Source organism: Corallococcus llansteffanensis (assembly GCF_003612055.1).
Taxonomy (GTDB): Bacteria; Myxococcota; Myxococcia; order Myxococcales; family Myxococcaceae; genus Corallococcus; species Corallococcus llansteffanensis.
Genome location: NZ_RAWB01000049.1, coordinates 15518 through 27222, shown reverse-complemented (window position 1 = coordinate 27222; position 11705 = coordinate 15518). Strand labels below are relative to the sequence as shown.

Sequence of the window (11705 nt, the reverse complement as noted above, 5' to 3'; positions counted from 1 at the left end):
ATCCACGGGGGATTGGCGGGCGGGGCGACGGGGCTCGTGGGGTAGGCATGGCTCAGGTTGAACAGCGGCCCCGAGTACTGGGACTGGGCGGGGATCTGCCCGTTGTTGTCCGCGAAGGGGCTGGCGTTGACGGAGTTGAGCTCGAAGGCGCGGCGGACCGCGGCGAACGGCGTCTTGACGTCGGTGGCGGTCTGGGCGTCGGGGGCCTTGGACGAAGCCGGCACCACGTTCCCGGCGGCGGGCTTCTTCGGAGCCTTGGCTTCGGCCGCGTCGGCCTCGGGCAGCCTGCACGCGGAGAGGGACAGCGCGAGGCAGCCCGTGAGCCCCACGGCGCCGGACAGCAGCAGGGATTGGCGAGAACGCTTCATGGAAGAGCAGTCCTTGGAAAGGGGGTGCATCGAAGCCCTGGACTGCACGATGCGAGCCACTTCCCTGGATTTCCGCGTGTCGGCTGGGGATGGCGCCGCGTGGAGGGCCAATCCCCCGGAAAGGACGGGGGCGGCGCGTCTTCACGGCAAGCGTCCGCGTCCGCGCGCGACGCAGGGGCTCAGGGGTCCCAGCGGACGCGGTAGGTGCAGCCCTGGCCGTCGAAGTCGAAGGATTCGACGCGCAGGTTCTTCGCGCCCGCCCGGGCCAGGCCCGCTTCGATGATGCCCCGCAGGTAGCCCGGGTTGCCGTTGCACTCGCTCACCCGGATGAGGTGGTGCGCGGGGCCTTTCGAGATGAGCTCGCTCTTCTGGTAGTTGTTCACCGTCTCGAAGCTCTCCTGGATGCGGACGACGACCCGTTCGGGCCCGAAGATGGGCCACATGGACACGAGCGCCTTGCCCAGCTGCGTCTGGGCGAGCCCCTGGATGATGCCGATGCCGAGCAGCCGGTAGCCCTCCTCCGCCGGGACATCCGGGTGGAGGTACTGCACGGTGATGCGGAGCGCTTCAGCGAAGACCTGCCGGGACGTGTTGTGGGGGACCTCCGCGTCCAGGTCCATGCCCACCTCGCGCAGCCTGAGCTTCAGGTCCGGGGTGAGCCGGTCACCGATGGAGCGGAAGAGCCCCTCGATGGTGTGACGATAGACAATCTCTTCAGCCACGTATCACCCATCCCCGGCGCGGCGTTCCCATGACGCCGCGGCGCGCGCAGCGTAGCGCATCTTCCTCGGGGCGCGAAACACGGCCTGGCCCGCTCAATAGGCCCACCTGCCAATGGCATACGCGTGGGTGACCTTGTGATTCAGCCACACCGCCAGCAACGCGACCGACCAGCGCAACCAGCCGGGTCGCGTGGCGAGCCAGTCCCCCGCGAGGAACATCACCGGGAAGAGCACCGCGCCGAAGCGGAACGCATTGCCCAGGTCGCCCTGGGGCAGCATCACCGCGAGTGACAGCAGCGCGTAGAGGCCCAGCGCCCTGTCGCGACGAAGCAGCGCCAGCGCGGCCACCAGCCACACCGCCCCGAAGAGGTTGCGCAGCACCAGCCACCCGTTGAAGCCCTTGTGCCAGGGGTTCCCGAACCAGAGCCCCCGGACCGCGCCCCACACGGAGTCGACGTGGTTCCATTCGCGCTGGGCCTTCATGAACATGAAGGGATGTCCTGACTGCATCCACTCGAAAGCCAGGAGGCCCGCGAAGGCCAGGACGGCCAGGACGCCCATGGCGGTGAAGCGCGTGAGGCGAGCCCGCCACGAAGGCTCACGTCCCGCGAGGAGGAGCGCGGCGGTGATCGCCACGAAGGTGCCCTGGTTGCGCGTCCAGATGCACAGCGCCACCAGCACGGCTGACGGGACCAGGGCTCCTCGCGCGGCGAAGGCGAGCGCGCCGAAGGAGAGCAGGAGGAAGAGCCCCTCCGTGTGGTGCGAGTGCAGGGTGAAGCTCGCGGGCCCGAAGAGGAAGAAGAACCAACCCCACGCCGTCCTGGGCGTCATCGCCGCGCTCAACCGTCCACGGCGGCTCCAGTGCCAGTTCAAGGCAACGAAGGCGATGAGGCACAGCGTGGACAGGAGGCAGCCCACGACCTGCGGCGCGAGCGTCCCTCCAAGGCCCTCCCGCAGGAGCCACACCGCGCCCGGATAGAGCGGCAGGAACGCCCAGAGCGGCCACGAGTAGCCCTCGAGCACCAGGGTGCTGTAGTGGTGCGAGTCCCAGCGATCCAGCATCTGGAGCAGGGGGATGCCGCGACTGACGGACGTCCAGGCCCACAGCCCGAAGTGATGGGCCAGCATCAGGGCCGTGAGTGCCCAGGGGGCCCAGGTCAGGGGCCGGGTGCGGGTCTCTACCGCGTCAGAAGGCATGAAATCCCATCTGTCTACCTGGGTTCGAACGAGGCACAGACGCGCACGCCGATCCGAACGTCGCGCGCCGTCGGGTCTCCCGGGGAGAGATCCGCGCTGGCCGCGACGAAGGAGTCGTAATACCAGGAGCCGCCCCGGAGCACGACGCGGCCGAACTCCGGCGTCACGGAGCGCGTGAGTTCATAGGCGTTGCCCACCATGTCTTCCAGGCCGAAGGGGCTCATGGAGTCGGGATGGGCGCCCACCGGGTCCGGCCCGAAGGCCAGGGGCAGCCGGTCGTAGGTCGCGTCGATGTTCGCGTCGTCGGGCTGGAGCTCATCGCCATGAGGATAGCGGCGGCCATCCGCGCCTCGGGCCGCGTGTTCCCATTCGTGCTGTCCGCACAGGCGGGCTCCTGGCAGCCGCTTCGTCTGGTGGAGCCAGTAGAAGTAACCGTCCAGGTCCTGAGCGGAGACGCCGGACAGGGGGAGCTGCTTCCAGTCGACGGTGTTCCGCCGGGGCCGCCCTGCGTAGACGAAGGGCTCGCCCTGCTTCGCCGTCTGGAATACCTCGGGTGAGTGATAGAACGTGAAGCGCCACTCCCCGTTGGGGTGCTGCCGCAGCGTGACCGCCCCACCGGGGCCGAAGCGCGGCTCTTCGAGGATCCGCCTCGCGGGTGCGTCGGGAGGCAGGTCGTCCAGGTAGGTCAACCAGTCGCTGAACGTCACCTCGTTCCGCCCAATCACATACCCCTCGGTGAGGCAGTACCAATGAAGGGGCGGGCTGAAGGAGAACTTCCGCACCATCTCCGGCTCGGAGCGGCCCAGGAGGAAGCACCCGGGCGGGATGTAGACATGACCCTCGGGGACCTCGGTGGGAAGCACGAGGCGGATGGTTTCGCGGGCCCCGTGCGTGAGGAGCAGCGGCAGGTCCACCGGCACACGCCCCGGCTGCGTGACGTGGAGCACGTAGGAGCCCTCGGGAAGGAAGAGACCCGCCAGGGGCGTCGGGCCCAACCATCCGGTCTCGGGAACGGGCTCCCGGCGGAACGTTCCCTCCTGCTGGGTGTAGCGCTCGATTTCGACACGGGCGCCAGGAGGCGTGGTCACGACCTCGAGCTGCGCCGATGCCCGCAGGCTGCGCAGCCGCTCGCCGCCCGCCTTCGCGGTTTCCACCTCCTCCGTCAGTCGCCGCAGCCACTCGCCACGCTCCTCGAGCAGGAGGAAGTGCTCGGCGAGGAGGACGCGTTCATGAAGGACCTCCGCGACGAGCCGGCGCATGTCCACGTGGTGCCGATCCCGATCCAGGCCCCGCTCCAGGCTCCGGCTGGCGCGGGTGTAGGCCGCATCCGCCTGGCCCCGCAGGGCGAGCGCCTCGGTCCATCGCCGCTCGGCGAGCTGACGGAGGCCCGCGGGTCCTGGCGGGGCCTCGAGCTTCATGGAGGCGGTCGTTCGACCGTCGAACAGCGCCATCGCCTCCTCGCGACCCACGCGGGCCTGCTCGGCGAGGGCGCGGCCCGCGACGAGCGCCTCCCGCGCCGTGCCCAGCTCCGCGGCGATGAAGCGCGAATCCTCCAGGTGCGCCTGCAGGCGAAGCCCGCCATAGGAGGCGAGGACCGCGAGCGCGAGGATCAGCACCGCGATCCCCCTCCCCCAGCGCGCGCGGGTCACGGCACGTTGGGAGGCACGCAGGAAGGCGCGCTCCCGCGACCCCAGGGTGGAAGGCTCCAGCAGCCGCGCTTCCTCGAGCTGCCGTTGCCCCCAGAGGGCGTCGCTGGCACGCCGCAGACGCTCCCACTCCGCGCCGGCCGCCTCCACGCGCTTGCGCAGTGCCCGGTGGCCGATGTCGTCATCCAGCCAGTCGCGCAGCGTGCCCCAGCTCCGGATGAGCGACTCGTGGGCGATCCCGCAGCGCGGCGGGCCACCCTCCGTGCGCATGTGCAGGAGGCGACCGTCGACGAGCGCACGAAGGGCGGCGCGCGCCGCGGTGTCCGAAGCCTCCGCGAGTTCGTCCACGCCCCGCTCGACGCGCGTGCCCTCCCCCGTCACGAGCTGGAGCAGCAGCCGCCGCGCCGCCGTGTGCTCCTCGGGGCTCAGCCGCGCGAGCACCCCGTCGGCATGCCGGGACAGCGCTCCGGCGACGCCACCCATCGCCTCCAGCGCTTCCCGCGTGATGCGGCCCCGTGCGGGATCGCGCCGCTCCCACAGCTCCGCGAGCGCGAACTGGAGCAGCGGAAGACTGCCCACGCCATGCGCCGTGGAGGCCACGAGCGTCTGCACCAGGGCTTCGGATTCGAAGGCCACGCCCTGGGAACGCGCAGGACCGACGATGGCCTCGCGGACGCCTTCCGGCGACAAGGGGCGGAGGATGTAGAGCGCCCGCTCGGCCTCGTCCCCCAGGCCCGGGAGCGCGCACAGGCGCGTGAGGAAGTCCCCGCGCACCGCCATCAGTACGTGAACCCCCGAGGACGGCAGGGCCAGCTCCCCCAGGAGCCGGGCGAAGTGCGCGGCCTGGACCGGCTCGGAGAGGGTGAGGAGCTCCTCCAGCTGATCAATGAACAGGAACAGGCCGCGCCCGTAGGAGTACCTCTCGCGCAGCGCCTGCCCGAGCCAGGCCGGCGTGGCCACCAGCGCCTCGACGAGCTCCGCTTCCTTGCGTCCGAGCAGCGGCGCGAGCGCGGCGGCCAGCGCATCGAGGGGACGGCTCCCCGGCCACAGCGTGACGATGACCTGCTCACGGCCTTCGTCCAGCGCCCCCGAGGCCACCCGGGGCAACACCCCCGCGCGGCACAGCGACGACTTGCCGGCCCCGGAGTCTCCGGCGACGAGGACCAGGGGGCGCGTGCGCAGGCGCTCCAGCACGGCGCGGATGTCGGCCTCGCGCCCGAAGAAGAGCGCACGGTGTTCGGCCGCGAAGGGAGCGAGGCCACGATAGGGATTGCCGGCCACCAGCGGCGCGGGCGCGATGGAGCGCTCCAACCGCTCCAATGCCTCGCACAGCGCCTCCGCGGAGACGAAGCGCTCCTGCGGATCCACCGCGAGGCAGCGCGTGATGATGGCGGCGAAGTCCGGATCGACGTCCGCGCCGAGCGCGGCCCGGGGCAACGCCTCCCCCGGCCGTGGCACCTGCCCCGTGCACAGCTCGTGGAGGATGAGCCCCAGCGCATACAGGTCGCTTCGCACCGTCGCGGGAGCCCCGGCGAGCAGCTCGGGCGACAGATAGGGCGGCGTGCCCACGAGGAGCCGTGAGTCGGAGGCCAGCTCCGCGCCCACCTCGAAACGCTCGGCCAGCCCGAAGTCGAGCAGCTTCACCTCGCCGTCCCGGGTGACGAGCGCATTGGAGGGCTTGAGGTCGCGGTGGAGCACGCCCTGGCGGTGCGCGGCCGCGAGCCCCCGGGCGAGGCCCACGCCCAGTGACAGGACCCGGCGCCACGGCACCGGCAGGGGCAGCTCCGCGAGGCTCTCGCCGACGACGTACTCGGAGACGATGTACGGATGGCCGTCCACCGCGCCCACGCTGAACACGTTGACGATGTTGGCGTGCTGCAGGCGCGCGAGCGCCCGGGCCTCGGTCGTGAAGAGCTCACGGACGAGGGAGTCCGGCTGCGCCGAGGCCATGAACTTCACCGCCACGCGCCGGTCCAGCGACGTGTCGTGCGCGAGGAAGACCATGCCCATGCCGCCACGGCCGATCATCCGCTCGATGCGGAACGCGTCGAACGACTCCGGCGGCACCCAGGGGTGGCCTGGCTCCGGGGTGGGGTCCTCGGGTACCGGGACCTCCGCGACCTCCTCCGCCGGGCGCTGGATGCCAGGCGTGAGCAGGGCCACGAGGCTCCGGCAGGCCTCGCACCCGGAGGCGTGCCGGTGGACCAGGGTCAGCGCCTCGTCCGGCAACCGGTCCTCGAGGAACTCGACCAGGACGTCGTCCGTCAGGCAGGAGGAAGGGATCGGACGCACGGAGTCAGGAGGCCGCACGCTAGCCATGCGGCGTACATCCTTCAATGGCATGCGCTGGGGACCGGGAATGGCGCATGCTATGGGCCAGGATATGCAACAGGTGCCCGAGCTGGTCGCGACGTTCCTCGCGCACACGAAGGTGCGCTTCGTGCCCCTCCCGGAGGAGGAGGCCGCGGCCCTGGAGTCCCTCCTCGTCCGGACCTGGGAGGAGTCGCGCGCACGGTGGCCCACAGTCGTACTCCCGGCCGGGGTGTTCGTGCGGCACCTCGCCGAACGGCTGCCCCCGTCGGGCCCGTCCGAAGCCATCACCCCGCTCCTCACCGGCCTGTCCCTGGAGGAGCTCTACCTCGCGTGTGCCTGTCTCCAGGGCCTGCCTTCCGCGCACGAGGCCTTCGAGCGGGCCTACCTTGCCCGACTGCCGGAGAAGCTCCGGAGCCTCAAGCAGGCCGACACGGTCATCGACGACGTGCGCCAGAAGGTGCGCGTGAAGCTCCTGGTCGCCACGCCCGAGCACGCGCCCTGGATTGGGGACTACACGGGGCGGGGGGCGCTGATGAGCTGGGTGCTCGTCATCGCGGGACGCACCGCGAACAAGCTGCGCGCCCAGGAGAAGCCCGCGCAGGAGGACAGCGCGGACGAGCTCATCCAGGCGCTGCCGGGACAGGGCCTGGACCCGGAGCTGGACGTGATGAAGCGGCGCCACCACGCCGACTTCCGTCAGGCCGTGCGCGAAGCGGCCTCCACGCTTTCGGCCGAGGATCGCCACCTGCTCCGCCTCCACTTCGCGGATCGGCTCTCGACGTACGAGATGGCCCCGCTCTTTCGCGTCAATCAGTCCACCGTCTCCCGCTGGTTGAAGCGGGCCCAGCAGCAGGTCTACGAGGAGACCCGGCGCCGCTTGCAGGAGCGGCTGGGCCTCACCACCGAAGGCTTCAAGAGCTTCCTCGCCTTCGTCGACAGCCAGCTCGACCTGACCCTCAGTCAGCTGCTCGACGAGCAGGGCAAGCCGCCGCCCGCGGACGGCTGACCCCGGGAGGCGTCCTACGGCGCGCTGGCCGCTGAGGAGGACCCCTTCGGCGCCCCATACGACAGGTTGCGCAGCAGCGCGGTCGCTGGTTCCACGTCCGCGCGTCGCACCGTGCAGTGCTCCCCTGCCCCCAGCGCGACCCCGGCGGCCGGCTGGAACCGCTCGGGGCACTCCCGGAGGATGGTCTCCATCGCGCGGCCGTCGCGCGTGCGGGAGAGGCACGTGGCCCCATCTGGCGCCCACGCCGCCTCGAACGAAGCCTTCGAGGGGTCCCACTCCCGCGACGTCTCGGTCGCCCGCTCGAGCAGGCCGAACCGGTCGTAGATGTCGATGGTGGTGTCCTCGTGCGTGTGGTTCCGGCCGTTGCCGCAGTAGTCCGCGCGCGCCAGGCGGGTGCAGGACTGGTGGAGGTCCGCGAGCGACCGTCCGTCGCGGGAGGCCCATGGCTTGTAGCCCCAGAGGATGCACTTGGTGATGGCCCCGTTCTCACAGGCGAAGGTGAGCTTGCCCGGAGCGTTGGCGTGGGCCCCGCTGGAGTCCCAGACACCGCTCACCGCGAGGGCGCGGGGGTCGGGCACGCGGTCGACCGCGACGCAGGGGTTCTCCCACTCCTGCGCGACCGCGTTCCAGGCTTCGATGCGATAGAAGACCATGCCCGGGTCCTCGGCGGAGGGCTCGGCGCCGCAGATGGCCACCTCCACGGACTTGCCGTCGCTGGCGGTGCCCTGGAGCACGGTGCCGACGACGCCGCTGGTGACCGCTCCGGCGTCCGGTGCGGGGTGGGCCACCAGGTGCCCGCCAGCGAAGCGCAGGGCCTTCACCCCGACATCCGCCTGCCGCAGCGGCTCGAGGTCCACGGAGACGACCACGCTGTTGCGCTCGTCGGTCGCCTTCTCGGAGTCCCAGCTCCGCCGGGTGCCCCACAGCATCGTCCCCTGCGGCCGCGCGATGCGTTGGGCGGACTGGGACTGGCAGCGGCGGGAATAGTGCTCGGCCCTGGGCCCTCCGGCAGCGGACCTGGGTGCGGACTTCGGGGCGGTGGCTCCCGCCAGGGTGGGGACCGACAGGAACAGGCAGACCAGCAGACAGCGCGGCGACAGATTCACGACATTCGCTCCGGTGAGCCCATGGGGCGGGGCCGAACAGGTGCCCTGACCCTTTGAGCCCGCGACCGGGGAAATCATGCAGGAAATCGACAGCCGGCGTTCACTTCACCTGGAGCCGGGATGAACAAGTGACATCGGGTGGGAGCGCAGGCGCACTGTTCAGCGCTGCGTTCAAGCAAGACCGGGCCTCCCCCGCTTCCGCGGGCACTCGCGGTGTGATGGAGGGTGCACACGGGGTGTCCACGATTGAAGTCCGGTGATCAATCTTGGAGGGACTCGGCTTCTGGTGGGTACAGGAGCGGCATTGACTGCTTTTCATCGCAAGGGGTGGCTGCCTTGTCGGGCTCCGGCGGGCTGGGGCAGTGTGGCCACATGCGAAGGTCCGACCGATATCGCGGGCGCGCGGTCCGTACTGGCCGCGGCAAGAGTCTCCACGATGCGCTCAACGCGCTCCCAGCCGAAGAGCTGCGCTCGGTCATCGCGGAGGCCCTGGAACGGCAGGGTGAGGGGGCGCGAGGCTCTATCGAGGATGCACTGCTTCGGCGCGTGGCCGCCGCGGGCGCTGGGAAGGAATCCGCGGCCTCACTGAGCGCGAAGGTCGACGCCGTGGAGCGCTTCGCTGCCGCGGCTCAGCGAGTCGGGTGCGCGGACCCGTCCGAGGTCGACGACGCACTCCGACAGGGAATCACGGCGTCGCTCGCTGGCGACCACGCCACCGCGTGCGCCATCTTCCGGGCATTGCTGCTCCCCATCTCCAACGCGGACATCGACCTGGGGCAGGATGAGCTGGCCGAGGAGGTCCTGTCCGTGGATCTCCACGACTGCACAACGCGGTACCTCGCCGCCGTGTACATGACCACGCCGGTCGCAGCGCGAGCGGACGCCATCGCGGCTGCAATCGACGAAGCGAACGGGGTTTCGTACTTCAGCGATCCTGTCGAGGAACTCCAGACGGCTCTTGGCGGGACACTCCCTGACATGGATGTGTTCTTGTCTGCATGGATTTCCCGCCTCGAGCGGGACGCGAAGCCGGCGTCGCTTTGGGAGTCCAAGAAGGAGCGTTGGCTCCGAGCCGCGATCGGACGCCGGGACGGCATCGCGGGTCTTGAGCGCATCGCGCGCACGACGAAACGCCCCGAGGCCGTACAGGCCTGGTGCGAGGCGGTCAAGGCGGCGGGAGATAGGTCAAAGATGCTCCGGGCCTATGAGACCGGTGCGGCACTTGTGACTTCCAGGGGTTGGCGTGGGAACTTCCTCGACGGGGCTGCGCTCGCCGCCCAGTTGCTCGGGCGGAAGGATGCGAACAAGAAACTCGAGGCGGCGTGGCTTGGCGCGCCATCCTTGACGCGGCTGCTGCGGTGGCTGCTCGCCGGAGAACGGACCTCCGTGATGGTTCGCAAGCGTGCGGCCTCCGCACTGAAGGCGAGCCCGACGAAGTCCCCCCGACTCGTCGGGTTCCTGCACATACTCGTTGGAGACATCGAACCCGCCGCCATGCGGCTTGCGCGGGCACCCGGCCTCGGCTGGTCGAGCGGCGACCACCCAGGCCACCTCCTGTTCCCGGTGTTCGCGTGGATGCTCGGGGGCGCGCCGAAGGGCTCGGTCCGTGCGCAACTCGCGCAGGTGCTCCTGCAGCCGCTGGACCTGGAGGACGACGCCGGGTTTGCCCTGCTGGACCTGGAGGACGACGCCGGGCTTGCCCTCCTCGATGAGGTAGGCACGGAGCAGGATGCCGGACCGCGGCTTTCGACCCCGTCGGTCATCGACGCGCTTCAGCGGGCAGAGGTCACCAGGCACCTCACGGCCCAGGAGCGCGGGGTGGCGCTCACGGCGATGAAGGCCGCGGCAACGAAGCGCACCGATGGGGTGCTGGGTGAGAAGCGGCGCCGCCACTACGGACATGCCGCCGCGCTCGTCGCCTGCTGCGTCGAACTCGAGGACGTGACTGGCAGGGCCTCAAGTGCCTCGCCGTGGGCCGAGGCGCTTCGCGCCCGGACGTCCCGGTTCCCCGCCTTCCAGGAGGCGCTTCGCGCACCGCTGGCGCAGGCGCGAAGGGGAACGGGTTCCGTGGACAACCCAGGCACACGCTTCCATCACGCGGCAGTCAAAGCAGGCCGCACATGGACGGAGACCGAGGAGGACGACACATGAGCGAGTACCAGCGCTACGAGTTCATCGCGCTCGACCGGCCACTCACGCCGAAGCAGATGGCCGAATTGCGCAGCATCTCCACGCGCGCCGAGATTTCACCGACCCGCTTCTGGAACGAGTACCAGTGGGGCGACCTCAAGGCCGATCCAGCGAAGCTCCTGGCGCGATACTTCGACGCGCATCTCTACTTCGCGAACTGGGGCACGCACCGGCTGATGCTGCGTTTGCCAAGAGCTCGCGTCGACGTGAAGGTGTTGAAGGGGTACTTCATCGGCCGGCACGCGGCACGTCTCACGCTCGCCGGAGAGCATGTCGTGCTGGACTTCATCAGCCAGGACGAGGAACCCGAGGATGACGAAGAACGCCAGGGTTCACTCGCGGCGCTGACGCCCCTCCGCGCGGAGCTGTTGCGCGGCGACCTGCGTTCCGCCTATCTCGCCTGGCTCCTGGCGGTCCAGGCGGGTGAGGTCGGAGACGATGCCCCGGAGCCACCGGTGCCCGCAGGGCTTGCCATGCTCACGGCGGCTCAGCAGGCAATGGTGGAGTTCCTTCGCATCGACGTCGATCTCCTCGCAGCGGCGGCACGCGACAGCGTGAAGCCCGACGAAGGCGACGACGCCTTCCGACGTTGGGTCACGCGCCTTCCACCCGCACGGAAGGACCAGTGGCTGCTGCGCGCGGCCGACGCCCCCGACCTCGCGCTCGGCGGCGAGTTACTGCGTACGTTCCGTGCAGAAAAGGGCCCGGGTGCAGCATCCGCACGACGCACGGTTCGTGAGTTGCAAGCCCTCGCCGAGACGCAGCAAGGGATGAGAGAGAAGGCGGAAGCCGCCCGGGCGAAGAAGGCTCGGGACGCGGCTGGAAGGAGGCTCCAGCGCAAGCTCGACGAGCTCGGGCGTGATGTCGACGCCGCGTGGGTGAAGCTCGAGAAGCTCGTTGAGGCGAGCACCTATGACGAGGCCGTGATGCTCGCCGTCGACTTGAAGGAACTCGCGACGCGCGGGGACGAGTTCCAGGACTTCGCGATGCGCTTCGAGGCAATGCGCAAGCGGCAGCACCGGCGGCGTGGATTCTTCGACAGGTGGAAATACCAGGGCGATATCGCGAGGTGGTGAAGCGGCCGCCGTGCCTCGCCCTGTAGACCGGAAGAGATAGACGCACTCGCTGTTCTGGGGGCCACCGCCGGACAGCTCTCT

The 11705-nt window shown here is 70.2% G+C and carries 8 protein-coding genes; 3 read left to right on the top strand and 5 right to left on the bottom strand.

Going from position 1 to position 11705, the window contains the following annotated elements; genetic code table 11:
- The 4 genes from D7V93_RS07250 to D7V93_RS07235 form a co-directional block, all read right to left on the bottom strand.
- On the bottom strand, window positions 1-368 hold a 368-nt coding region (locus D7V93_RS07250; RefSeq protein ID WP_208722944.1), incomplete at its 3' end, for a hypothetical protein.
- Window positions 369-547: 179 nt separating this feature from the next.
- Window positions 548-1090 carry a DUF2378 family protein gene (locus D7V93_RS07245; RefSeq protein ID WP_120642676.1) on the bottom strand — a complete coding sequence of 181 codons (543 nt, stop codon included), beginning with the start codon at window positions 1088-1090 and terminating at the stop codon, window positions 548-550.
- Between the two features lie 93 nt (window positions 1091-1183).
- Entirely contained in the window at window positions 1184-2287 is a 1104-nt protein-coding gene (locus D7V93_RS07240; RefSeq protein WP_120642675.1) for a mannosyltransferase family protein, read from the bottom strand.
- 14 nt (window positions 2288-2301) lie between these two features.
- Window positions 2302-6252, bottom strand: a complete 3951-nt coding sequence (locus tag D7V93_RS07235) for a bifunctional serine/threonine-protein kinase/formylglycine-generating enzyme family protein (protein WP_120642674.1) — start codon at window positions 6250-6252, stop codon at window positions 2302-2304.
- Between the two features lie 64 nt (window positions 6253-6316).
- Between D7V93_RS07235 and D7V93_RS07230 the strand changes: the two genes are divergently transcribed.
- On the top strand, window positions 6317-7252 hold the full coding sequence (locus D7V93_RS07230; RefSeq protein WP_120642678.1) for a sigma-70 family RNA polymerase sigma factor: 936 nt from the start codon (window positions 6317-6319) through the stop codon (window positions 7250-7252).
- A gap of 14 nt (window positions 7253-7266) precedes the next feature.
- On the opposite strand, the gene D7V93_RS07225 is transcribed toward D7V93_RS07230, so the two are convergent.
- On the bottom strand, window positions 7267-8358 hold the full coding sequence (locus D7V93_RS07225; RefSeq protein ID WP_120642673.1) for an ADYC domain-containing protein: 1092 nt from the start codon (window positions 8356-8358) through the stop codon (window positions 7267-7269).
- Between the two features lie 372 nt (window positions 8359-8730).
- Here D7V93_RS07225 and D7V93_RS07220 point away from each other — a divergent pair, with 372 nt between their 5' ends.
- Window positions 8731-10509 (top strand): hypothetical protein, encoded by a 1779-nt coding sequence (locus D7V93_RS07220; RefSeq protein WP_147451069.1) that lies wholly within the window; start codon window positions 8731-8733, stop codon window positions 10507-10509.
- A complete protein-coding gene (locus D7V93_RS07215; protein ID WP_120642671.1) occupies window positions 10506-11624 on the top strand; it encodes a hypothetical protein in 1119 nt (372 codons plus the stop codon). Before D7V93_RS07220 ends, D7V93_RS07215 begins: the two co-directional genes overlap by 4 nt.
- Window positions 11625-11705: the final 81 nt, after the last annotated feature.

Bases quoted from the DNA above. Each gene is read 5' to 3' on its own strand.
- D7V93_RS07235 (WP_120642674.1), bottom strand. From the start codon at position 6,252: ATGGCTAGCGTGCGGCCTCCTGACTCCGTGCGTCCGATCCCTTCCTCC.
- D7V93_RS07220 (WP_147451069.1), top strand. From the start codon at position 8,731: ATGCGAAGGTCCGACCGATATCGCGGGCGCGCGGTCCGTACTGGCCGC.
- D7V93_RS07230 (WP_120642678.1), top strand. From the start codon at position 6,317: ATGCAACAGGTGCCCGAGCTGGTCGCGACGTTCCTCGCGCACACGAAG.
- D7V93_RS07215 (WP_120642671.1), top strand. From the start codon at position 10,506: ATGAGCGAGTACCAGCGCTACGAGTTCATCGCGCTCGACCGGCCACTC.
- D7V93_RS07240 (WP_120642675.1), bottom strand. From the start codon at position 2,287: ATGCCTTCTGACGCGGTAGAGACCCGCACCCGGCCCCTGACCTGGGCC.